General features: G+C 46.3%; 26 protein-coding genes. All 26 read left to right on the plus strand.

Annotation, left to right across the window (positions count from 1 at the left end; all coding sequences use genetic code 11):
• The first annotated feature begins 10 nt into the window (after nt 1-10).
• Complete coding sequence (locus EGM68_RS10130) at nt 11-235, plus strand: flagellar FlbD family protein (protein WP_013309896.1); 225 nt, start codon at nt 11-13, stop codon at nt 233-235.
• Nucleotides 232-705 carry a flagellar basal body-associated FliL family protein gene (locus EGM68_RS10135; RefSeq protein ID WP_013370684.1) on the plus strand — a complete coding sequence of 158 codons (474 nt, stop codon included), beginning with the start codon at nt 232-234 and terminating at the stop codon, nt 703-705. Before EGM68_RS10130 ends, EGM68_RS10135 begins: the two co-directional genes overlap by 4 nt.
• A 43-nt stretch (nt 706-748) precedes the next feature.
• Nucleotides 749-1,747, plus strand: coding sequence for a flagellar motor switch protein FliM (gene fliM / locus EGM68_RS10140; protein WP_013370685.1), 999 nt, complete (start codon nt 749-751; stop codon nt 1,745-1,747).
• The gene (gene fliY / locus EGM68_RS10145) at nt 1,737-3,050 is read left to right on the plus strand and encodes a flagellar motor switch phosphatase FliY (protein ID WP_129549102.1); all 1,314 of its coding nucleotides are present in this window, start codon (nt 1,737-1,739) and stop codon (nt 3,048-3,050) included. Before fliM ends, fliY begins: the two co-directional genes overlap by 11 nt.
• A gap of 29 nt (nt 3,051-3,079) precedes the next feature.
• The gene (locus tag EGM68_RS10150) at nt 3,080-3,445 is read left to right on the plus strand and encodes a response regulator (RefSeq protein ID WP_013370687.1); all 366 of its coding nucleotides are present in this window, start codon (nt 3,080-3,082) and stop codon (nt 3,443-3,445) included.
• A gap of 12 nt (nt 3,446-3,457) precedes the next feature.
• On the plus strand, nt 3,458-3,994 hold the full coding sequence (locus EGM68_RS10155) for a flagellar biosynthetic protein FliO (protein ID WP_013370688.1): 537 nt from the start codon (nt 3,458-3,460) through the stop codon (nt 3,992-3,994).
• Nucleotides 3,991-4,746, plus strand: coding sequence for a flagellar type III secretion system pore protein FliP (gene fliP, locus EGM68_RS10160; protein ID WP_013309901.1), 756 nt, complete (start codon nt 3,991-3,993; stop codon nt 4,744-4,746). Before EGM68_RS10155 ends, fliP begins: the two co-directional genes overlap by 4 nt.
• A gap of 37 nt (nt 4,747-4,783) precedes the next feature.
• Nucleotides 4,784-5,053 carry a flagellar biosynthesis protein FliQ gene (gene fliQ, locus EGM68_RS10165; RefSeq protein WP_007430038.1) on the plus strand — a complete coding sequence of 90 codons (270 nt, stop codon included), beginning with the start codon at nt 4,784-4,786 and terminating at the stop codon, nt 5,051-5,053.
• 10 nt (nt 5,054-5,063) lie between these two features.
• Nucleotides 5,064-5,849 (plus strand): flagellar biosynthetic protein FliR, encoded by a 786-nt coding sequence (gene fliR / locus EGM68_RS10170; protein WP_014599665.1) that lies wholly within the window; start codon nt 5,064-5,066, stop codon nt 5,847-5,849.
• The gene (gene flhB / locus EGM68_RS10175) at nt 5,849-6,961 is read left to right on the plus strand and encodes a flagellar biosynthesis protein FlhB (RefSeq protein ID WP_129549103.1); all 1,113 of its coding nucleotides are present in this window, start codon (nt 5,849-5,851) and stop codon (nt 6,959-6,961) included. Before fliR ends, flhB begins: the two co-directional genes overlap by 1 nt.
• Before the next feature lie 23 nt (nt 6,962-6,984).
• Nucleotides 6,985-9,018 (plus strand): flagellar biosynthesis protein FlhA, encoded by a 2,034-nt coding sequence (gene flhA / locus EGM68_RS10180; protein WP_040101567.1) that lies wholly within the window; start codon nt 6,985-6,987, stop codon nt 9,016-9,018.
• On the plus strand, nt 9,015-10,460 hold the full coding sequence (gene flhF / locus EGM68_RS10185) for a flagellar biosynthesis GTPase FlhF (RefSeq protein ID WP_129549104.1): 1,446 nt from the start codon (nt 9,015-9,017) through the stop codon (nt 10,458-10,460). Before flhA ends, flhF begins: the two co-directional genes overlap by 4 nt.
• On the plus strand, nt 10,457-11,344 hold the full coding sequence (locus EGM68_RS10190; protein ID WP_129549105.1) for a MinD/ParA family protein: 888 nt from the start codon (nt 10,457-10,459) through the stop codon (nt 11,342-11,344). Before flhF ends, EGM68_RS10190 begins: the two co-directional genes overlap by 4 nt.
• A gap of 31 nt (nt 11,345-11,375) precedes the next feature.
• Complete coding sequence (locus EGM68_RS10195) at nt 11,376-12,920, plus strand: chemotaxis protein CheB (protein ID WP_129549106.1); 1,545 nt, start codon at nt 11,376-11,378, stop codon at nt 12,918-12,920.
• Nucleotides 12,921-12,953: 33 nt separating this feature from the next.
• Entirely contained in the window at nt 12,954-15,050 is a 2,097-nt protein-coding gene (locus tag EGM68_RS10200) for a chemotaxis protein CheA (RefSeq protein ID WP_040101563.1), read from the plus strand.
• A 62-nt stretch (nt 15,051-15,112) separates the two neighbouring features.
• A complete protein-coding gene (locus EGM68_RS10205) occupies nt 15,113-15,574 on the plus strand; it encodes a chemotaxis protein CheW (protein ID WP_013370696.1) in 462 nt (153 codons plus the stop codon).
• Between the two features lie 3 nt (nt 15,575-15,577).
• The gene (locus EGM68_RS10210) at nt 15,578-16,204 is read left to right on the plus strand and encodes a chemotaxis protein CheC (RefSeq protein ID WP_129549107.1); all 627 of its coding nucleotides are present in this window, start codon (nt 15,578-15,580) and stop codon (nt 16,202-16,204) included.
• Nucleotides 16,197-16,694 carry a chemotaxis protein CheD gene (locus tag EGM68_RS10215; protein ID WP_013370698.1) on the plus strand — a complete coding sequence of 166 codons (498 nt, stop codon included), beginning with the start codon at nt 16,197-16,199 and terminating at the stop codon, nt 16,692-16,694. Before EGM68_RS10210 ends, EGM68_RS10215 begins: the two co-directional genes overlap by 8 nt.
• Nucleotides 16,695-16,696: 2 nt before the next feature.
• On the plus strand, nt 16,697-17,110 hold the full coding sequence (locus EGM68_RS10220) for a hypothetical protein (RefSeq protein WP_058710528.1): 414 nt from the start codon (nt 16,697-16,699) through the stop codon (nt 17,108-17,110).
• Between the two features lie 14 nt (nt 17,111-17,124).
• Nucleotides 17,125-17,913: a FliA/WhiG family RNA polymerase sigma factor gene (locus EGM68_RS10225; protein WP_025677638.1), complete on the plus strand. Its 789-nt coding sequence runs from the start codon at nt 17,125-17,127 to the stop codon at nt 17,911-17,913.
• Nucleotides 17,914-17,957: 44 nt separating this feature from the next.
• Complete coding sequence (locus EGM68_RS10230; protein ID WP_129549108.1) at nt 17,958-19,367, plus strand: flagellar assembly protein A; 1,410 nt, start codon at nt 17,958-17,960, stop codon at nt 19,365-19,367.
• 81 nt (nt 19,368-19,448) lie between these two features.
• The gene (locus EGM68_RS10235) at nt 19,449-19,769 is read left to right on the plus strand and encodes a hypothetical protein (RefSeq protein ID WP_058710527.1); all 321 of its coding nucleotides are present in this window, start codon (nt 19,449-19,451) and stop codon (nt 19,767-19,769) included.
• Between the two features lie 41 nt (nt 19,770-19,810).
• Nucleotides 19,811-20,335 (plus strand): DUF6115 domain-containing protein, encoded by a 525-nt coding sequence (locus EGM68_RS10240; RefSeq protein WP_064963102.1) that lies wholly within the window; start codon nt 19,811-19,813, stop codon nt 20,333-20,335.
• A complete protein-coding gene (locus EGM68_RS10245) occupies nt 20,332-20,979 on the plus strand; it encodes an endolytic transglycosylase MltG (protein ID WP_129549109.1) in 648 nt (215 codons plus the stop codon). Before EGM68_RS10240 ends, EGM68_RS10245 begins: the two co-directional genes overlap by 4 nt.
• A gap of 325 nt (nt 20,980-21,304) precedes the next feature.
• Entirely contained in the window at nt 21,305-21,739 is a 435-nt protein-coding gene (locus EGM68_RS10250) for a hypothetical protein (RefSeq protein ID WP_129549110.1), read from the plus strand.
• Between the two features lie 25 nt (nt 21,740-21,764).
• Nucleotides 21,765-22,085: a hypothetical protein gene (locus EGM68_RS10255; RefSeq protein WP_240664149.1), complete on the plus strand. Its 321-nt coding sequence runs from the start codon at nt 21,765-21,767 to the stop codon at nt 22,083-22,085.
• The last annotated feature ends 156 nt before the right edge of the window (nt 22,086-22,241 follow it).

Here is a 22,241-nt window from a genome sequence, read left to right on the forward strand (position 1 = left end):
TGGTGTTACGATGATCCCGTTAACGCGGCTGAACGGCTCGCCTATGTGGCTTAATGCGCTGCTCATTGAGACTGTGGAGGAAACACCGGATACATACGTCACTTTGGTGACGGGGAAACGGTTGATTGTATTGGAAAAAGCGGCAGATGTCGTCTCCTTGATCAAGGGTTACAGCCGTGAAATCGGCATGCATGCCGCCACGATAAAAGTGCAACAAATGGAGGAAGACGAATGAAGAAGATGCTGCCATGGCTCATTACAATTTTACTCGCGATTACTTTGATTGCAGGCGCGGCCTTTGTACTTATACCAGCGCTTAGCGGGAAGAAGTCGGAAGTCATACCGAATGCGCAAGCCGCTCAAGCAGAACAACTTCCAAGATTGTCAGCAGATGAATTGGTGGAAGTAAGCTCTGAAATTACCGGTATCAAAACAAATTTGGCAGACGCAGATTACATTGTGCAGATGAATCTTGCTTTTCAATTGAACGATGCCAAAGCCAAAGAAGCTTTTGAAAAAATCAAGGACATTAGTATTAAGCCTATCGTTATTCAATTACTTGCAGACACCAAACCTGATGAGCTCAGAACGGCTAAAGGCCGGGATCAGTTCAGTGACAAGCTGACGGATCTCATCAATAAGTCGCTCCCTGAAGGTCACCTGGGGAACGCCAAAATTACAGACTTTTTGCTGGCAGCCATTTGATTCCAGGTGATCTTGTCAGGAACACGTAAGGGGGTGAATAACATTGGTGGATGTACTGTCACAAGGGGAAATTGATGCCCTTTTAGCAGCTCTCTCGTCCGGTGAAATGGATGCGGAAGAACTCAAAAAGGAAGAAACCCAAAAGAAAGTTCGCGCTTATGATTTCAAGAGAGCGCTTAGGTTTTCCAAGGACCATATACGAAGTCTGACGCGGATACACGAGAACTTTGCACGGTATCTGACCACTTATTTTTCAGCACAGCTTCGTACTTTTGTCCAGATTAATGTCGTTCAGGTGGAGCAGCTTCCATATGATGAATTCATTCGCTCCATTCCGAAAATGACCATTCTAAACATTTTTGAAGCTGAACCACTGGAAGGCCGAATGGTGCTTGAGGTTCACCCGAACGTAGCTTATGCCATGCTGGACAGGCTTCTCGGAGGAACAGGTTCGGCACCAACCAAGGTTACCGCGTTGACCGAAATTGAGACGACGATCATGGAGCGAATTTTCAGCCGTACCTTTGATAGCCTGCAAGAGGCTTGGAAAACGGTACTCGACATTGAACCACGTCTAGAGGCTATGGAAACAAATCCGCAGTTCATGCAGATTGTTTCGCCCAATGAGACGATTGCTCTGATTTCGCTTAGCACCAAAATTGGTGATACCACAGGGATGATTAACCTCTGTATCCCGCACGTGGTATTGGAACCTATTATGGCCAGACTGTCCACGCACCAGTGGTTTACATCCGAAAAGAAATCAAGGGCGCCTGAAGAGATAGACGCCTTGAGATTACGGGTCACCAAAGCAGAGCTTCCTATTATTGCGGAGTTGGGTGAATCCCGGATAAATGTAGCTGAGTTTTTAGGCCTTTCGGTAGGGGATGTCATTTCATTGAACAAGCCAGTCAAAGAAGGACTATCCATCCGGGTAGGCGAGAAATTGAAGTTTATGGGAAGTCCCGGCATGGTAAGAGATCGTGTTGCCGTACAAATTGATGAAATTGTCAACGAAGGAGTTGAAGAAATTGACGAGTAAAGACTATTTGTCCCAGGAGGAAATTGATGCCTTGCTGAAACAGTCTGAAGCGGGGACGGATTCTACTCCCGCAGGCAAGACCGTTGACGATTTTCTGACTTCTCTGGAGCAGGATGCTCTTGGGGAAATCGGTAATATAACGTTCGGCAGCGCAGCTACGGCTCTTTCCACACTGCTCGGTCAAAAGGTGGATATTACGACACCTAAAGTTTCAATTATTACACGTTCTGAATTTGAAACTGCATTTCCAAAGCCGCACGTAGCCGTACATGTAAATTATGTCGATGGATTTGAAGGCATTAACTCGCTTGTAATTAAAAAGCGTGATGCGCAGGTTATAGCGGATTTAATGCTTGGTGGTGGAGGAAATCCGGCAGATGAAGAATTGAATGAAATTCACATCAGTGCCGTGCAGGAAGCGATGAACCAAATGATGGGATCGTCTGCGACCTCTATGTCTACCATGTTTAATCGTTTTGTTAATATCTCTCCACCAGGGATTGATATTTTGGATCCTCTGCACGGTGATGGAGTATCCAGCCTGCCAGATGAAGAGACGCTGATTACAGTATCCTTCCGGTTATTGATTGGAGATCTGATTGACTCTACACTGATGCAACTGTTACCTGTTAATTTCGCCAAAAAGATGGTGAGCATCTTAATGAATGGCGGAGAGGATGACGAGCAACCGCAAGCGTCCGCACAGCAGGCAGCTGCAACAGCTGCTCCCGAAGCGCCGACACAAGCTAGTACTCCGCAGCCACCGTCTGCACCAGCCTACCAACAGCCGCCTGCAGCCGCGCAGGCGCCGCAAGATGCAGGCTATAGGCAACAACCGCCGATGTATCCTCAAGATCCGGGATATGGGCAGCAGGGCGCTCCAGGGTATGGAACGCCGGGATATGGAATGCCAGCAGGTGTGCCGCCGCAAGTGCCTTATGGAACACCTCATCATTATGGGGCTGTACCGCCGGGACGTAATGTAAATGTGCAGCCTGTACAGTTTTCTAACTTGCAGTCCGGTGGATTTCCGCAAGTGGATGAAAACAATTTAAATTTATTGATGGACATTCCCCTTAGAGTCACCGTAGAATTAGGAAGGACCCAAAAGCAAATTAAAGATATTCTGGAGCTCTCACAAGGTTCAATTATTGAACTGGACAAGCTTGCCGGGGAGCCGGTGGACATTATGGTTAACAACAAACTGATTGCCAAGGGCGAGGTTGTCGTAATCGACGAGAACTTTGGCGTGCGTGTAACGGATATTGTAAGCCAATGGGACCGAATTCAAAAATTACAATAAAAGCATAATTTAGGGAGGATTTATTTCAGATGGCAAACCGTATTTTGATCGTGGACGATGCTGCATTTATGAGAATGATGATTCGGGACATCCTGTCCAAAAATGGATTTGAAGTAGTAGGAGAGGCCCAGGATGGATCACAGGCCATTGAAAAATTCAAGGAGCTTCGTCCTGACCTGATTACGATGGATATCACGATGCCTGAGATGGACGGCATTGCCGCTCTGAAGGAAATCAAACAAATTGACCCGAATGCAAAGGTTATCATGTGTTCCGCGATGGGTCAGCAAGCTATGGTAATTGATGCCATTCAAGCTGGCGCAAAAGATTTTATCGTTAAGCCATTCCAATCGGATCGGGTTATCGAAGCCATCAACAAGACACTGGGTGTGTAAGGCGCATCCAGTATGGATACACAACAGGGTGCCTCTGACGCTTTGAGTACATCCAGCAATATAGGAAACATTGCTTGGGTCCTTTTCGTGCTGATCTTTATCATCGTACTGATCGTGTACTTGATACGGTTTTTGAGTAAAAGAAATCAGAGCTGGTTCAGCAACCGCTCCGTTCGCATACTGGGAGGCGTGGGGCTTGGCCCCAATAAATCCCTTCAGCTTGTTGAAGTTGGTAGCAGTGTGTACCTCATTGGTGTGGGAGAAGATATCCGGCTTGTTGACAAAGTATCCGATCCTGAAGAAGTGGAGCAAATTTTGGCCGCACTGGAGCAGGAAGCTTCTCTGCAGCGCGGCCCAATTGCCCCGCTATTCGCTAAAATTGCGGATAAGCTTCGCCGGAACAACGCGGCACAGCAGCAGCAACCTGAAGAGGAAACATCTTTTCATGAGATGTTTGAATCCAAGCTTCGGCAGATGCCGAATCGCAAGGATAAACTTGAAAAGTTGCGCAATGAGGAGAATACTACAGATCGGTCGGGAGATTCATGAGAAAAAAGATTATACTAGCATGTTTGCTGCTTGTCTTGTTCAGCTTCATTTCGGTGACGGCGGCCTCTGCGGAACCGATTCCGAACATTGATATTCAAGTCGGCAATTCGGACAAAGGACAGCCCGGTGCCACCTCGCTGTCTATTATTTTACTTATTACTGTCATTAGTGTAGCGCCCGCGTTGCTTGTACTTATGACAAGTTTTACGCGTATCGTGATTGTACTTGGCTTTGTGCGAACTTCACTGGGAACTCAGCAGATGCCGCCCAATCAGGTGCTTGTTGGACTGGCCTTGTTTCTCACCTTATTTATTATGGCGCCGACCTTCTCAGCTATGAACGAAACTGCGCTTCAGCCGTATCTCAAGGGGGATATAACACAGTCTCAGGCACTAGATAAGGCATCGGTACCAATTAAGACTTTTATGTTCTCTCATACACGTGAGAAGGATCTACTGCTCTTTATGAAATACACCAAGATGGAAAAACCAAAAAACTATCAAGATATTCCACTAACGGTGATGGTTCCGGCATATGCAATCAGTGAGTTGAAAACAGCATTTCAGATGGGCTTTATGATTTTTATACCCTTTTTAGTTATAGACATTGTAGTGTCCAGTACACTCATGGCTATGGGGATGATGATGCTACCACCGGTAATGATCTCGCTTCCTTTTAAAATACTACTTTTCGTACTTGTAGATGGTTGGTATTTGGTCGTCAAATCATTACTTCTGAGTTTTAATACATGAATACTTTCTGCAAGGACAGCAATCAAGGAGGACGGCAATGACTTCGGAGTTTATTATTTCCCTGGCTGGGCAAGCGGTGTACATTGTACTCAAGGTGAGTGCTCCGATGCTGATTTTGGGGCTAGTCGTGGGTTTGATCATCAGTATTTTTCAAGCGACAACTCAAATTCAGGAGCAGACACTGGCCTTTGTTCCGAAGATTGTCGCCGTATTGCTGGCATTGCTTTTGTTCGGGCCCTGGATATTGACCACATTAGTGGACTTTACGTATAACATTCTGGACAATTTGTACAAATATATAGGTTAGGCTGAAAGTTATGAACATATTGTTGCAGAGTTTTCCTGTTTTTTTGCTGATTTTTTGTCGGATTACCTCGTTTTTTGTAGTAGCGCCTATTTTTTCAACCCGAGGGGTACCTAATATCTTTAAGGTGGGAATTTCAGGATTTCTAGCTTTGGTCGTGTATCTTACTTATGGTACGCATCAACAGGTGCCGACCGATGTAGCGTATGTGCTGTTAGTAGGGCGTGAGGTGCTGATTGGGTTGTTGCTGGGGTTTACTGCATATTTGTTCATGACAGCGATCCAAACCGCAGGTTCATTTATAGACCTACAGGTGGGGTTCGGAATGGCCAGTGTATTTGATCCCATGACAGGGGCTTCAACGCCTCTTACGGGTAATTTCAAGTTCGCCATAGCTGTATTGTTCTTTTTGAGCATAAACGGGCACCATCATCTGCTAAACGCTATTTTATACAGTTATGATTGGGTACCACTGACCAATGATTTTTTTATAAAGCTGTATGGTGGCAGTGTAACTGAATTTCTGGTGCGTTCTTTTGCGGAATCATTTATGTTGGCCTTTCAAATTGCTGCTCCCATTGTAGTAGCGACCTTTTTAACGGATGTGGGACTCGGCTTTTTAGCTAAAACAGCACCGCAATTTAACATTTTTGTCATTGGTGTGCCGCTTAAAATTATTGTGGGATTGTTCATGTTATTGCTTCTCATGCCAAGTTTTGCTTTTATATTCGAAAGATTGTTTTCTGTGATGTTCGAATCCATGCGCAACTTGTTGGATATTATGGGTAATCGTCCTTAATGTCTGGTCTGGAGGAACGTAGTTTGTCATTTAAATATGCTATGAACCTGCAGTTGTTCTCAGGGGAAAAAACGGAAAAAGCTACACCCAAGAAGAAACAGGATGCAAGACAAAAAGGGCAGGTTGCCAAGAGCATGGAGTTGCCCGCTGCTGGTGTCTTGCTGGTTACGTTTTTTTGCCTCATGATTTTCGGCGGGTATTTTAAGGATCATGCGGTCCGCTTGTTTCGGGATATTTTTGTGAATCGGCTGTCTATGGAAGTAACACCGAATACAACGCTGCTGATGATGGGTGAGTATGGTGTGCAAATCTTGATTATGCTGGCTCCTATTTTTGTTGGTGCCATTGTCATCGGGATAGCAGCGAATTACATGCAGATCGGTTTTTTATTAACCGGAGAGGGCATTACACCCAAGTTTAGCAAGATTGATCCGATTAAAGGCTTTAAAAATATTTTTTCCATGAGGTCATTGATTGAATTCCTGAAATCTGTTTTAAAAATGACTGTAATTGGTTATCTGGTGTACAGCGTACTTTGGAAAACAAAGGCTGACCTACCCAAACTAGCTGAGATGTCCGGCGACCAGATGTTGAGTTTTACGGCTTCATTAACAATGGAACTGGGACTCAAAATTGGTGTGGTGCTGTTCATTTTAGCGATATTGGATTATATGTATCAACGTTATGAGCATGAGAAAAATCTGAAAATGTCCAAACAGGACATCAAGGATGAGTACAAGAAAATGGAGGGTGACCCGCTGATCAAAGGGAAAATTCGCGAGCGACAGCGCCGTATGGCTATGCAGCGCATGATGCAGGAGGTTCCTAATGCAGATGTTATCATCACCAACCCTACGCACTTTGCTGTGGCTTTGAAATATGACGGTTCGGAGATGGAAGCGCCGCAGATTATTGCGAAAGGACAAGATTATGTCGCGCTCCGGATTAAGGAAATTGCCAAGCAAAACGGCGTTATAACGATGGAAAACAAGCCGCTGGCGCGGGCGCTGTTTCAAAGAGCCGAAATCGGGGATGCGATACCAGCTGATCTTTTTCAGGCCGTTGCCGAAGTGCTGGCGTATGTATATAAATTAAAAGGTAAAGTGAAATAAAGGGATCGGAGGCCAAGAGACCCGTGAAAATAAAAGATATAACCGTCCTTGCAGGCGTCATCGGTATCGTTCTTATGATGATTCTCCCGATCCCTTCATGGCTGCTGGATGTCCTACTCGTCATTAATATTTCTATTGCTTTAATGATTTTGCTCGTATCAATGAACACGAAGGAAGCTTTACAATTTTCTATCTTTCCTTCATTGCTGCTCATTACAACGTTGTTTCGTTTGGCACTCAACATTTCTACGACCAAACTTATTTTAGGTGAGGGTCATGCCGGCGAAGTAGTTGCTACGTTCGGTAGCTGGATTGCAGGCGGCCAAATTGCCGTCGGCTTTGTTGTCTTCCTCATTCTTGTGGTCGTACAGTTCATTGTTATCACCAAAGGATCGGAGCGGGTAGCAGAAGTGGGCGCCCGGTTTACATTGGATGCGATGCCAGGTAAACAAATGAGTATTGATGCTGATTTGAATGCAGGTCTGATTAATGAGCAACAAGCCCGTGAACGACGTAGTAAAATCGAACGGGAAGCGGATTTTTACGGAGCTATGGATGGTGCGAGTAAATTCGTTAAAGGCGATGCGATCGCCAGTATTATCATTTTGATCATTAACCTGGTGGGCGGCTTTATTATCGGTATGGCCGTTCAGGGAAAAGGATTTCAAGAAGCGCTGTCAACGTATTCTGTTCTCACGATCGGTGATGGATTGGTCAGCCAGATTCCCGCGCTGCTCATATCCACCGCATCAGGCTTGATTGTTACGCGGGCTACGTCGGATGGCAACTTGGCAGAAGATTTAACTGGACAGCTCTTTTCATATCCAAAATTGATCTACATAGTGGCTGCCACCATTGCATTATTGGGCCTTTTCACGCCTATTCATATCATTACAACTCTTCCACTTGCGATTCTATTGTTTTTTGCAGCGCGAAGAATGCAGGGCAATATGGAACGCAAGCAAATTGCTGATGAACAGCTGGAGGAGGAGCAACAAATCGAAGAGGTGCGTAGTCCGGAAAGTGTCATTAACTTGCTTCAAGTAGATCCGATTGAATTTGAATTTGGGTACGGGTTGATTCCGTTGGCGGATACACAGCAAGGCGGTGATTTACTGGATCGGATTATTATGATTCGCCGTCAATGCGCCTTGGAGCTGGGGTTGGTTGTGCCGGTCATTCGTATTCGGGACAACATTCAGCTCAAGCCTAACGAATATGTAATTAAAATTAAAGGCAATACGGTAGGCGGCGGAGAACTGTTGTTGAATCATTATCTGGCTATGAGTCCGGGATACGACGACGACTCTATTACAGGGATTGAAACGACAGAACCGGCTTTCGGATTGCCTGCACTCTGGATTGACGAGAACACCAAGGATGTTGCTGAGCTGTCAGGTTATACGGTAGTTGATCCACCTTCAGTTGTAGCTACTCATCTAACAGAGACGATCAAGAAACATGCCCATGAGTTGCTTGGCAGACAGGAAACACGTTCGCTGGTTGACAATCTCAAGGAGAATTACCCAGTGCTGGTGGACGACCTTATTCCTTCTGTGCTTGCGATTGGGGACGTACAAAAAGTGTTGGCCAAGCTGTTGAAAGAAAAAATCTCTATACGCGATATGGTGACTATATTCGAGACACTGGCTGACTACGGTACTTATACAAAAGATCCAGACGTGCTGACTGAATATGTTCGCCAAGCGTTATCACGTCAGATTACGCAGCAATTTGCACAGCAGGGAGAAACGTTGCGCGTTATTACCGTGGGACCAGGATTGGAGAAGAAAATTGCTGAGAGTGTGCAGCAGTCGGAGCAAGGTAGCTATTTGGCTCTTGATCCGGTGTCAACGCAAACGGTGTATCAAAGGATGATGGAGCAAATCAATCGTCTCATTCAATCTGGACAGCAGCCTATTGTGTTAACGTCACCGACAATACGTATGTATTTGCGGCAAGTTATGGAGCGGACGATGCAGGATGTCCCGGTGCTGTCGTACAGTGAGCTGGAGCCGAACGTTGAAATTCAAAGTGTCGGGGTGGTGAACTTATGAGAGTGAAACGATATGTAGTGGATACCATGCCAGAAGCCATGCTGCAAATCAGGGGCGACTTAGGAACAGATGCCGTCATTTTAAGTACAAAAGAAGTGAAGGTCGGCGGTTTTATGGGGATGTTCAGTAAAAAGAAGATTGAAGTGGTTGCTGCAGTTGAGGAGCAGCAACCTCCAAAGCCTCGGCGAGCTGAACGCTCGTCACACCAGCTTGCCCAGGCTTCTTCGCCTCTAATGAACACCCCTGAGAAGCCGGAAAAACCATCAGCCCCTGTGGTCCCCAGACAAGCAGCTCCAGAAGCTTATCGACGGGTTACACAACAGATAGCCGGTAGTTCCAAAGAAGGACAAGCTGAATTAACGGTTAATACAGAACAAGCTGCATCAGCAACTGAGCATTTGTCGCCTAGGTCTGCTAATAACCTGGAGACTATATCTCAGGCATTTGATCAAGAAGTATTGCTTTCGAACCTGAAATCATCCAGTGAGCTGCATAAACGGCCAATCGAAGAAAGTGTTCCAGACAAGAGTGGAGCTGAGGAAAATCAGGCTTTGCTTAATGAATTACGGGAAATGAAAGCGATGATGACTCGGTTTTCCAGAAACTCTTCGATGGAAAGTACTTGGCCGGAGGCGCTGCAAGAGATTTGTGAGCATGTGTTGGAACAGGAAGTGGAACGTGATTTACTGGAATATTGGATCGAACAGGTATATGTCCGTCGAAGTGAGCACCCTTTTGCACCTGAAACTTTTGATTGGGAACAAGCCTTTCGTGAGGAAGTGACCAGTTTTATACAGACAAGACTGGATAAAGGAATTTCCCAAGATACCAAAATTGTGTATGTTGCAGGCCCTACCGGAGTAGGAAAAACGACAACCATTGCGAAGTTGGCTGCGGAACAGTTGTTCAAGCATCATCGCAAAGTTGGATTTATTACTTCTGACACGTACCGAATTTCAGCCGTCGAGCAACTGCGTACATATGCAACGATTTTAAATGTACCGCTTGAAGTTGTGCAATCTCCCGGTGACGTCCAAAGAGCTATTCAACGTCTGGAGCATTGTGACTTGATCCTCATGGATACTGCAGGGCGAAATTATCGTAATGAACTGCTTGTATCAGAACTGCAAAGTCTGCTTTCACCTATTAATGAAAGTGAGACGTATCTGGTACTCAGCCTGACATCCAAAAGCAGGGATATGCTCAATATAACTGGACATTTCAGTAAGTTTGGTCTTGGTAAGGTTGTATTTACCAAGATGGATGAGACAGGCAGTTGTGGCGGAATGTTTAATCTTTTGCACCAGTTTCCGATGCAGTTGGCCTATATTACTAATGGACAAAATGTTCCTGACGACCTGCTTCATCCCGATGCAGAAATGGTGACAAATATGCTGCTTGGAGCCAAAGGATCATCAGGAGTTAACGGAGATTCCATATGAGTGATCAAGCCCAATCACTTAGACAAATGGCTTCATCCTTGGATAAGTATCGATTACCCCCACGTAATCGTCACGCAAAAATTATAACGATTACCAGTGGTAAAGGCGGGGTGGGCAAATCCAATTTTACGCTGAACTTTGCTTTGGCCCTACAATCTCTTGGTCGAAAGGTACTTGTGTTTGATGCTGACATCGGTATGGCTAATATTGATGTGTTGATGGGGGCCCACTCACAATACAATCTTCTTCATCTGTTAAAACGTGAAAAATCAATTGATGAAATTATTCAAACGGGTATCGGTGGTTTGCCTTATATCGCCGGAGGCTCAGGCTTAAGCGAACTGTTTGCATTATCAGATGAGAATCTGAATTATTTTGCTGAAGAAGTAGAAAAAATGGCAGCTGACATGGATTATATTCTTTTTGATACAGGTGCAGGTTTATCCAAAGAAAATCTTAAATTCATCACTTCAGCTGACGAATGTATGGTAGTAACCACCCCAGAACCGACGTCCTTAACAGATGCGTATGCATTAATTAAAGTCGTCAACGGGTTGCAGAAAGATACGGTATTCAAAATTATAGTCAATCGTGCCGATAACGATAATGAGGCCCGTCAAGTTGCTGATAAGATCGCACTTGTTGCGAAACGCTTTTTGGAGATCGAAATCCCGCTGCTTGGACATATCAGTGATGATACTTATGTCATGCAGGCAGTCAAAAGACAAGTACCTTTTATGGTTGCTTTTCCGGGATGTACGGCTTCAAGAGATGTACTGAATCTGGCACACCGTTTTGCAGCAATGCCACAGGTTCCACAATCAGGTGCATTGAGTGGAATTAAAGGATTTATGCAAAAATGGTTGCGACGTTCTATGCATTGATTTTTGATGAGAGGAAACAGGGGTGTTTAACATGTGTGCTTACCGGGTGCTGGTTGTAGATGATTCGGCCTTTATGCGCAAAATTATTACAGATCTAATTGTAAGGGATGAGTCGTTCAACATCGTAGGTACAGCCGCCAATGGCAAAGAGGCTGTAGAGAAAGTGAAAGAATTGCAGCCTGATTTGGTCACCATGGATGTCGAAATGCCTGAAATGAATGGTCTTGAAGCGTTGCCACTGATTATGGCAGCCCATCCGCTACCTGTCATTATGCTGTCAGGCATCAATGAACAAGGCATGAAGGAGACCATCATGGCTTTGGAGGCAGGGGCTTTTGATTTTATAAGAAAGCCTTCCATTGCTCATGCGCAAGATATTGAACAGGTGAGCAAGGCATTGCTCGAACAGATGCATACTGCTATGCAAGCAGTACGCAGCCGCTTGGAGCGCAAGGAAGCTAATGAACGCAAAGCTGCATTGGAACAAGCGAAAAAAACGCCAATGGAAAAGCCACCTGGACAGGCTGTGACTGAGAAACGAGCTGGAAGTCAAGCTTCGGCAGACAAGCCTCCTGTTGTTCCGCTTGCTTCTCCACCTGCTGCATCGGCTCAGCCAAAGAAAGATGCTGGGAAGTCCGTCCCAACAGCTGCCAAGCAGGAAACTAAAAAACAGCTGTCTGGAACAGCTGCTACAGCTGATCGCATAGACAAGCCAGCTGTTCAGCCAAGGAAACCAGTGCAAGCACCTCATGTGCAGAAGAAAGAAGACTTGTCCATGGGTACGGGAATAACGTCGGGACAACTGAAGAGCTCTGATCCGACTGCTGGAAAATCGATGCAGGGTAAGGATAAAGCAGGGTTGGTCAAGCCGGAATCACGGAAGACGGTAACTTCATCAGCTTCTTCCACTCCTGCGGCTACAACGCCTCCAGTAACAGCACCTACAGTTCCAGCCGCACCAAAGGGATTGTCACTTAAAAAAGGTGTACACACGTCCAGCTTTCGAAAACTGGTGGCGGTCGGATGTTCTACGGGCGGACCACGGGCGCTGAAGACACTGTTGGAGCGCATTCCTGGGGATTTTCCAGCTCCAATCGTTATCGTTCAGCATATGCCGCCAAACTTCACTCGTTCGCTAGCCCAACGTTTGAATACGTTGAGCCCACTACGAGTGGTGGAGGCTGAGCAAGGGATGACGCTGGAGACGGGAACAGCCTACATCGCTCCAGGGGGATATCAGCTAAGAATTGTGCCTGGAGCCGGTGGTAAATACACTGTGTCACTGAAGATGGAGGAGGCTCGCAATGGTCACCGTCCTTCCGTAGATACGATGTTCGAATCACTGCTCTCGTTAACCTCGCTGGAAAGACATCTAGTATTGCTTACTGGAATGGGGAGCGACGGGGCTAAAATGATGAAAAAGCTTTATGACGCTGGGGTTCAATCCACATTTGCTGAAAATGAGGAGACTTGTGTAGTGTACGGAATGCCCCGCTCAGCAGTTGAATTAAAATGTGTGCGCCACCTTCTGCCAATGCAGGAGATCGCCCCCAAGCTTGTACAAGTTGTGAAATAATCGGAGTGTAACTCATGGAGGAGGTGTCTCACAATGGACATGAACCAATATTTAAACATGTTTATTGATGAGTCGAATGATCATCTACAATCTCTTAACGAAAATATGCTTCAACTGGAAAGCAACCCAACCGATCTAGGCATCGTTCAGGTGATTTTCCGTTCTGCCCATACCCTCAAAGGAATGGCTGCTACGATGGGGTTTGAAGACCTGGCATCGCTCACTCACCAAATGGAAAACGTTCTTGATCTGGTACGTAACAACAAGCTGGCGATGCATGAATTTATATTCGATACCTTATTTAAAGGTTTGGATGCCCTGGAATCCATGGTGCAGCACATTACAGAGGGAGGCGATGGAAAAGCGGATGTCTCCTCTATTGTATCTTCATTACAATCCATCGTGAGCGGGGATTTCCTAAAGTCCGGCTCAAATGCCGCCACTGAGGAGTCTCCTTCTACAAAAGCGGGCACTAACGATAGTGCTGGATTGGTTTTGGATCAATTCCAGTATTCTGTACTGGAGCAATCGATTTCAGAAGGGCATCGTGTTCACTATATACAGGTAACAATCAGTTCAGAGAGCCAGCTGAAGGCAGCACGTGCCTTTATGGTATTTAACACATTGGAAAACTCTGGTGAAATTGTCAAGGCCTATCCATCCGTACAGGATATCGAGCAGGAAAAATTCGAACAAAGCTTCTCGTTATATTACATAACGCAGAAAGAAGTTGGGGAGCTGGAAAAGGAAATCGCGGGTATCTCTGAAATTGACACTGTCTCAGTGGTACAACTGGATCAGGAATCCCTTAAACAAATGAGCGAAGTTACTGCTGGACTCGCTGAGACAGCGGCGGTACAGGAAGCACCAGTTGCCGTGCAGCCAACCGCTCCATCCCAGCCGCAGTCTTCAGCTGCGGCCTCTGTCGCCAAGCCAGCTGCAGGTAAAGCGCCAGCAGCCAAGGCGGCTGCTCCTACGCACAACCGTACGATTCGCGTAGATATTGAACGTCTGGATGTACTTATGAATTTATTCAGCGAGTTGCTCATTGACCGTGTGCGTTTAGAACAGTTAGCCAGTGAGGCTTCCAATCCAGCACTGACAGAAACGGTTGAGCATATGAGTCGTGTGAGCAGTGATTTGCAAAATGTTGTTCTTAAATTGCGGATGGTACCTGTAGATACTGTTTTCAACCGTTTCCCGCGTATGGTTCGCGATCTGGCCAAGTCGCTGGATAAAAAACTGGAATTGGTTATTACTGGAGCAGAGACTGAAATGGATCGGACTGTTATCGACGAAATTGGCGATCCTCTGGTGCATTTGCTTCGTAACTCCGTGGATCATGGCATCGAGTCAGTGGCCGACCGGATTGCAGCTGGCAAACCAGAAACTGGAACGGTTCAACTGCGTGCTTTTCATAGCGGTAATAACGTATTTATCGAGATTGAGGATGATGGGAACGGGATTAACCGTGAAAAGGTACTAAACAGTGCTATTTCCAAAGGGATTTTGACAGCAGAACAAGCAGCTTCAATGACCGACGAGGAAGCTTATCAAGTATTGTTTGCTCCAGGCTTTAGTACAGCTGCAGTCATTTCAGACGTATCAGGACGCGGTGTCGGTCTGGATGTTGTTAAATCCAAAATCACTGCTTTGGGTGGTAATGTTACGGTTCACTCCACATTGGGCCAGGGCACTAATTTCTCTGTACAATTGCCGCTGACTCTATCCATTATTGCAGCCATGATGATACAGATCGGTTCAGAAAAATATGCGATTCCTTTATCTTCCATTGTGGAAACTGCGATCGTCAAACGTAAGCAAATCCGTTCTGTGCATGGCAATAAGATGATTGCTTTCCGCGATTCTCATATCCCGCTTATCTCCTTGAGTCAGCTGTTTGAGGTACCGGACTTCAACGAAGATGAAGAAGAAGAGACAGAGGTCGTGGTCATCCGTAAGGGAGACCGTCTGGCAGCTCTTTCCGTACAGGACTTTTTGGGACAAAGTGAAATCGTCCTTAAAAATCTGGGCAAGTATCTTCCAAACATCCAAGGAATTTCAGGTGCTACGATTCTGGGTGACGGTCAGGTTGCTTTGATCATTGACCCGAATGTTTTCATTAAATAATGTCTTCATTAAAAATGAAAGAAATGTGAGATTGCTGACATCAATAAGGAGGGTTTTTAGACATGGGAGAAGAAATTAAAGTTATCGTATTTAAGCTTGGTGAAGAAGAATACGGTGTTGAAGTAGAAAAAGTCCAATCTATTGAACGCATGGTGCCGATTACACGCGTTCCGAGAACTTACGATTTTGTTAAAGGCGTATTCAACATGAGAGGCGTGGTTATTCCGGTTATTGATCTTCGTGGCCGTTTTGGATTACCTGAAGCTGAATATACCGATCAAACCCGTATTATTATCGTTGCTGTGGGCGAAATGCAAGTCGGCTTTATCGTGGATTCAGCGAATGATGTAATTGACCTGAATACTGACAACATTGAGACACCACCGGAAGTGGTTGGCGGAGTTAAGGCGAAATACCTTCGCGGAGTTGCTAAAATTGGTGAAGAACGTCTGCTGATCATGCTGAACTTGTCCGAAGTTTTGAACCGTAGCGAAATGAACCAACTGGAAGGTCTAGAGGATTAATATATGGAAAATCTAAGAAATCTTGAAGACTTCAAGTTGGATGTATTGAAAGAAGTCGGCAACATTGGCTCGGGGAACGCTGCTACAGCGCTCTCCCGGCTTCTCAATAAACCAGTCGATATGGGTGTACCCAAAGTGCAAATGCTGCCCTTTGAGGAAATTGCGGACAAAGTCGGCGGAAATGAACAACTTGTTGTTGCAATATTTTTTAGGGTCGAAGGGGAAGCCCCTGGTAATCTATTCTTCATATTGCAACCTCAGGCGGCGAAAAGCTTACTTTCCCGTTTGGCGAATATTCCTTCGGATGACGAGGATAGCTTTAACGAAATGGAGCATTCAGCTCTGTCGGAGATCGGTAATATTTTAGCAGGCTCCTACCTTTCTTCGTTGGCGGATTTCACACGTTTATCCATGTATCCAACAGTCCCTGCGCTGGCACTGGATATGGCAGGAGCCATTCTCAGCTACGGACTGCTGCAGTTTGGGCAGATGGGGGATGCTGCTTTATTGATTGACACATCGTTTCTGGAAGGGCAGAATCAGATTGAGGGTCAATTTTTCCTGATTCCTGATCCAGAATCGTTCGGGAAAATCTTTAGGTCGTTAGGAGTCCCGATGAACGATGATTGAGGATAAAAGCATCATTAAAGTCGGCATGGCAGATTTAAATGTTACCAGCAACCCGAACTCGATTCGCACGACAGGACTTGGCTCCTGCGTCGGATTGACCCTCTATGATCCTCATTTGAAACTGGCAGGCATGGCACATGTGATGTTACCGTCCTCGGATATTGCCCGTGAAGGGCAGTTAAATATTGCCAAATATGCAGATACAGCACTGCCAGAGTTGTTGGAGCGAATGTTGAAACTGGGTGCTGAACGGCGCAGACTGATTGCCAAAATGGCAGGAGGAGCGCAAATGTTTGCCTTTGCGGGTAGCGGAGACACCATGCGGATTGGCCCGCGCAATGTAGAATCGTGCAAGGAAATGCTTGTAGATCTGGGCATTCCTTTAATTGCGGAAGATACGGGTGGCAATTATGGACGAACGATTGAGTTAAACTCTGAAACTGGCGTTTTGAATATTCGAAGCGTACAAAAAGGTGTAAAGGAATTATAAACATGTTATTTGGTAGCTTACGCATTAATCTTTGGTCTGGAGTAGTCGGATTTATTCTGACTTTTGTGTTGTCCGTTGGCAGCAATCTGCTGACCACGAGCTTAATTCGTGGCTTAATCGCCTTCGTTTTTTGGTTCCTACTTGCATTTGTGCTGCGCTGGACACTGGGTGTGGTAGCGCGGCCAGATCTGGGTAATGCCCAAGACCGGGCAAGCTCTCAGGTAGATGGCGTAGGGGGAAATCTGGACCTGACGACACCAGACGAAAATGAAAACCTGAATGAATTGCTGAAACCGAAACCAGAGCAGACGGGCGAGGGGAATAATGGTTTTGCACCTTTAAACCCACCCAAGCTGGTTTCCAACAAGGACCCTGAAGAATTGGCCAAGGCCGTTCGTCACCTGACAGACAAATAAGGAGGGTGAAGCCGATGAACGAGCGAAAAGCCGCTCATTTGAACCATTCCGACCTGTGGGAGCAATGGAAAGAACACGGTGACAAGGAAGCGAAGAAACAGTTAATTGAAAAGTATCTTCATATTGTGGAGTATGTGTCGGGCCGTCTTGCAGTAGGCTTACCTAAAAATGTATCCAAGGATGATCTGGCGAGCAACGGTGTTATGGGTTTGATTGATGCTTTAGAGAAATTTGATTATGAGCGTGGTTTGCAGTTTGAGACTTATGCTTCTTGGCGTGTTCGTGGAGCAATTTTGGATGGCCTTCGTCAAGGAGATTGGGTTCCTCGTTCAGTTAGGGAAAAAGCGAAAAAAATCGAAGACGCCTACCAACATCTAGAACAAAGATATTTACGCACAGTAAGCGACGAAGAGATGAGTCATTATTTGGACGTCTCCGAGAAAGAGTTTCAAAGTATGATCCAGGAGGTCGCCGTGATGTCGATTGTTTCACTGGAGGACCCGATCCGCGAAGAAGAGTCGGAAACACGGCTTTCCCTGTTGGTGGACGAAAAGGCGAAAAATCCGGACCATAAGGTCAATGAATTCACACTTCGTGATGCCTTGGCACAAGGCATTGATAAATTAACTGAAAAAGAGCGTATCGTTGTTTCTTTATTGTATTACGAGGATCTGTCACTCAGCGAAATTGCTGAGGTCATGTCACTTTCTCCTTCGCGAATTTCTCAGTTGCATTCCAAAGCAATATTACGTCTGAGAGCGACACTGGACAAACAACGGGATTTGCTAATGCGTAAAGATTAACGTACGGGAGGTTACAGTAACAGTTAGACGGAAGGAGCACCCATGTGGAGAAGCAGTATGCTTTGGATCAGTTTTTAAAAGTGGTTGTCTCACCTGACAAACAATCCGCCTACTTGGAGTTTGCCAAACGTGAAGAAGGCTTTGCCTGTTCTGTGCAAGAATTAGAACGTTTTCTAAGCAACCAAAAAATATCCTACGGTGTAATTACCGATGCAATTCGCACATTTGCGGCAAATCCGGAAGATCATTTCTTCGGGAAATTACTGATTGCTCAGGGGAAGCAGCCGATTCATGGTACAGATGGGAAAATAAATCTGGCCGATATTGTGACCGGTGAAGATGCACATAAGCCACTTGAAACTGTGGATGGACGGGTGGATTATAAAGAATTAACTCGTTTAAGAAATGTAAAACGTGGACAACTGATTGCCGAACGGGTGGATCCTCTGCCAGGTGTACCAGGGATTGCTGTAACCGGAGAGGAAATTCCTTTTCTTCCAGGTAAAGAGGCGCGTTTTAAAGTTGGCAAAAATGTAGTGATCCATCCGGAAGGCGTTGCGATGTATGCGGCTATTGATGGTTTAGTGACTACAACTGAAAAGGGCAAGCTTAATGTCTTCCCTGTGTATGAAGTGAATGGGGATGTCGATTATAGCGTCGGTAACATTGATTTTGTTGGAACCGTCGTCATTCGCGGGAATGTCTTGACAGGTTTTCGCGTTCGGGCGGCTGGTGACATTCGTGTCATTGGCGGTGTGGAAGGCGCTGAAATTGAGGCGGATGGTTCAGTGGAAATCAGCGGCGGTATTATCGGATACCATAAAGGATTCGTGAAAGCCGCACAAAATGTGAAATGCTCGTTTATACAAGATGGTAACGTGATCGCGGGAGCCGATGTACTTGTATCACAGAGCATCATGCATTCACAGATCAAAGCGAGTAATAATGTAATCTGCGAAGGGACAAAAGGGCTTATCGTAGGTGGCAGTGTACAAGCTGGTAAAAAGGTAGTGGCTCGTACCGTCGGTAATACGATGTCCACAGCTACCAATATTGAAGTGGGTGTGCTTCCCGAACTGCGTGATGAACTGACAGAACTCCGTGCACGGTTGAAGCAACAGACAGACAGCCAGGATAAAACGAACAAGGCTCTCACGATATTGGATCAGCTAGCGGCTGCCGGACAGCTTGCACCTGACAGAATGGCTATGCGAATCAAGCTGACATCTACTAAAAAATCTAATGAACAGGAACTTTTGGAAACCAAGTCCAGAATGCTTGAAATAGAACGAACTTTAGAAGATACGAGCCGCGCCCGGGTAGAAGTGAAAAATGTGATTTATGGTGGCTCTAAGATAGTTATCGGCAGATATACAAAATTTATTAAAGATTCTTTGGAAAGAATGGCGTTTTATTACCATGAGGGAGATATCCGCATGTCCTCCTACATGTAATTCATTACACTGATAATAATTCAATTTATTATATTTCTCGGTAGTCTGATACGGATGCCCAATCGGAAAGGGTGTGGTCCAATGAGCTTGAAGGCTGTTGAATTGCAAATTGCTGTACCTCGCACTAGTGAAGCAGGGAAATACCATAGTGAGTTTCAGCAGCGACCGATGAATGACCAGGCATTACTTGGACAAAAGACTGCGCTGGAGACGGAGAACATGCGTCAGCGAAGCGGTGCCATAGACCAGTCTGCAGAAACATTCGTCGGTGAGAGGCAAACAGGTGAGCAGAGTAGAGATTCTTCCCAGCAGAGTCGCTCCCGCTCAGATGAGACTGAGCTGCCTAAGGAGCATCCGGCAGAGCATCCGTATAAGGGACATCATATTGATTTTTCGCTCTGATCCGATGGGTGGAGAAGCGTTATAAAAGGAGACGATGGGCAGTGGATCAACCATGGATTTATATTGTTCTGCTGGGAGCCGCAGCTGTTGTCTACGCCTGGCTTATGCCAAAGCGCCAGCCAAGCCGGGGAACAGAAGAGGCCGTCGTTCAAAAGGTTGAGGCTACATTGGAGCAATATATGGCCGATATTGAAAACGACAATGACGAGTTGATTGAACTCGTATCTGGTATGAAGCAGGAGCACGCGGTTAAGCAGGCAGCATTACAGGAGCAAGTAGCTGAGCTTCGGAATCGTATTGTGGAGCTTGAGCGTCAGGCAATGCTTGCGACCATCTCTATGCCAAACTCAGATTCAGAAGCTTCTATCGTAACTTTGGAGGAGCAAACGGCATTGCAAGAGCCTCAAACTGAGCAGGAACAAGAGTCCATCCGAGATCGTTATCAAGAGTTGTTCGCGATGCATGAGCAAGGCAAGTCGGTGGATTATATAGCCAAGCAATCAGGCATCCAGCGGGGCGAAGTACAGCTCATATTACAACTCGCGGAACGGGAGGATGTGACATGATCAAAAACCGCTCATTTATGTTAGGCATGGGTACGGGGCTTATAATGGGGGCATTGTTGTTGCAACTGGCAATAATTGGTCAGGGGCAGTCACAGCAATCTTCGACAGACCCGAAAAACATGACGCGAGAACAACTAGAGAAGGCAGCAGCCGAGTTAAATCTTCAGATCAGTGACAGTTCTGATCCGAAAATGACAGAAGAGGAATGGCGTAATAATCTGATCAAGGAAGGCAACAAGACTCCCGTTGCACCTCAAAAGGCTAAACCAGCTCAAACGCCTTCAACACCAAAGGTACCTGCAAACAGCACATCCTCGGCTGCTTCTAAGCCTTCGACTAGCACGTCGGTACCACAAAGTCCGAACAAGCCACAAACTCAAAGAGCTGGCACTACAACCACTCCCGATATTCCCAAGCAGCCTGCCACCCCACAAGTGCAATATAGCATTGCATCGGGGAGTAATTTAAGAAGTGTGGCATCTGGATTGGAACGGGCTGGAGTCGTATCGGATGCTAGTGCATTTGAGGCAGCAGCTAAGGCTAAAAAAATCAATACCAAAATTCGTACAGGCACCTATCAGTTTGCTAAAGGTGAGGATTTCAGTTCTATTATTACTAAAATAACGAAGAAGCCGTCCAACTGACCTAATCGGGAAGAGGACGGCTTTTTATTTTTTTCGATGCGAATAAAGAATTTTCTTAGTGTTTAGTTCAAAAGCGGGAATGCCCCCCATAATGGCTCACAACATAGTCTATTGCAATTCAGAGCTAGTGGACATAAAAAAAGACCCCTGAAGAATTCAAAGTTCATCTCATGGCGGCTTGCACCACGATGTATTGTTAAAACTGCCCCCAATCCGGATCAATGTAGCTCTACCGAGAAGGGGGCATTATCGCCTTAATTCTCGGGTATAAATATTTGCCGAAATCCGGCCGTCATGAGGCGCCGAATCTGGACGTCATCGGCATGTGCCCGCGCCAATCGCCTTCTCCATGCTGGCGTATGGTGTAAGCGAAGTCGGCACCAGCTGGTCCAAGGCTTCGACGATCACGGGCTTGACCATCGGCGGCATTGCGCTCATCCTTTTCATCTTCGTGGAACTGGCACAGAAGCAGCCGCTGCTGGAGCTGAAGGCGTTCAAATCGTCTGATTTTACACGCAGCATCATCTTGACGTGGATCGTACAGCTCGCGTTGTTCGGCGCAATGCTGATCGTACCGCTGTACCTGCAAGGCGTCATGCACTACACCGTCCTTGAAACCGGCTGGATCCTGATGCCTTATGCGTTATGCGCAACCCGATCAGCGGCCGGCTGTTCGACAAAATCGGCGCGCGTCCGCTCGCCTTCGCCGGTCTTGCCGTCCTATCCATTTCTCTATTCATCTTGTCCAATATATCTGTAGATCCTTCGCTCTGAGTTATTATCTTATGCATCTGCACCATGGGTCTCGGAATGGGCTTCTCCATGATGCCGCTCAACACGCATGTTCTGAACTCTGCACCTCACCGCCTGGTGAGCCGAGTCACACCATTGACAACAGCAGCTCAGCAAGTTGTTCTCTCGTTGCGGTCGTGGGTCTGACGGGTTATCTGCCGTCGCAAATCACTTCCCACACCGCAAATGCGGGAGCGGACGCGAATCCGCTGAATGCTGTCGTTACGGGTTATGGCGATACGTTTTTCCTATCCGCGTGCCTTACGGCTGCGGCTGTAGCACTGTCGCTCCTTTTGCGTAAACCGCAGCAGTAGGAAGAAGGTACCGCCGACGGGGACAACCCGGACCCGGCGATGATGGGTCACTAATCGCGAATCGGTACGATTTTATTCGTGTGCAAAAAGCCTTGGCCGTTAGTCGGTCAAGGCTTTTTGCTGGTACGCCCAGCATGGCGTCGTCTATATATAAAA

The organism is Paenibacillus sp. M-152, from assembly GCF_003856555.1.
In the GTDB taxonomy this organism is placed as follows: Bacteria; Bacillota; Bacilli; order Paenibacillales; family Paenibacillaceae; genus Paenibacillus; species Paenibacillus polymyxa_C.

Coding starts and splice junctions, on each gene's coding strand:
- EGM68_RS10255 (WP_240664149.1), top strand. CDS start 21,765: ATGCATCTGCACCATGGGTCTCGGAATGGGCTTCTCCATGATGCCGCT.
- EGM68_RS10135 (WP_013370684.1), top strand. CDS start 232: ATGAAGAAGATGCTGCCATGGCTCATTACAATTTTACTCGCGATTACT.
- fliR (WP_014599665.1), top strand. CDS start 5,064: ATGAACATATTGTTGCAGAGTTTTCCTGTTTTTTTGCTGATTTTTTGT.
- EGM68_RS10130 (WP_013309896.1), top strand. CDS start 11: ATGATCCCGTTAACGCGGCTGAACGGCTCGCCTATGTGGCTTAATGCG.
- EGM68_RS10220 (WP_058710528.1), top strand. CDS start 16,697: ATGTTATTTGGTAGCTTACGCATTAATCTTTGGTCTGGAGTAGTCGGA.
- EGM68_RS10200 (WP_040101563.1), top strand. CDS start 12,954: ATGGACATGAACCAATATTTAAACATGTTTATTGATGAGTCGAATGAT.
- flhF (WP_129549104.1), top strand. CDS start 9,015: ATGAGAGTGAAACGATATGTAGTGGATACCATGCCAGAAGCCATGCTG.
- EGM68_RS10215 (WP_013370698.1), top strand. CDS start 16,197: ATGATTGAGGATAAAAGCATCATTAAAGTCGGCATGGCAGATTTAAAT.
- fliP (WP_013309901.1), top strand. CDS start 3,991: ATGAGAAAAAAGATTATACTAGCATGTTTGCTGCTTGTCTTGTTCAGC.
- EGM68_RS10150 (WP_013370687.1), top strand. CDS start 3,080: ATGGCAAACCGTATTTTGATCGTGGACGATGCTGCATTTATGAGAATG.
- EGM68_RS10210 (WP_129549107.1), top strand. CDS start 15,578: ATGGAAAATCTAAGAAATCTTGAAGACTTCAAGTTGGATGTATTGAAA.
- EGM68_RS10195 (WP_129549106.1), top strand. CDS start 11,376: ATGTGTGCTTACCGGGTGCTGGTTGTAGATGATTCGGCCTTTATGCGC.
- fliQ (WP_007430038.1), top strand. CDS start 4,784: ATGACTTCGGAGTTTATTATTTCCCTGGCTGGGCAAGCGGTGTACATT.
- EGM68_RS10245 (WP_129549109.1), top strand. CDS start 20,332: ATGATCAAAAACCGCTCATTTATGTTAGGCATGGGTACGGGGCTTATA.
- EGM68_RS10190 (WP_129549105.1), top strand. CDS start 10,457: ATGAGTGATCAAGCCCAATCACTTAGACAAATGGCTTCATCCTTGGAT.
- flhB (WP_129549103.1), top strand. CDS start 5,849: ATGTCTGGTCTGGAGGAACGTAGTTTGTCATTTAAATATGCTATGAAC.
- EGM68_RS10205 (WP_013370696.1), top strand. CDS start 15,113: ATGGGAGAAGAAATTAAAGTTATCGTATTTAAGCTTGGTGAAGAAGAA.
- EGM68_RS10155 (WP_013370688.1), top strand. CDS start 3,458: ATGGATACACAACAGGGTGCCTCTGACGCTTTGAGTACATCCAGCAAT.
- EGM68_RS10225 (WP_025677638.1), top strand. CDS start 17,125: ATGAACGAGCGAAAAGCCGCTCATTTGAACCATTCCGACCTGTGGGAG.
- EGM68_RS10235 (WP_058710527.1), top strand. CDS start 19,449: ATGAGCTTGAAGGCTGTTGAATTGCAAATTGCTGTACCTCGCACTAGT.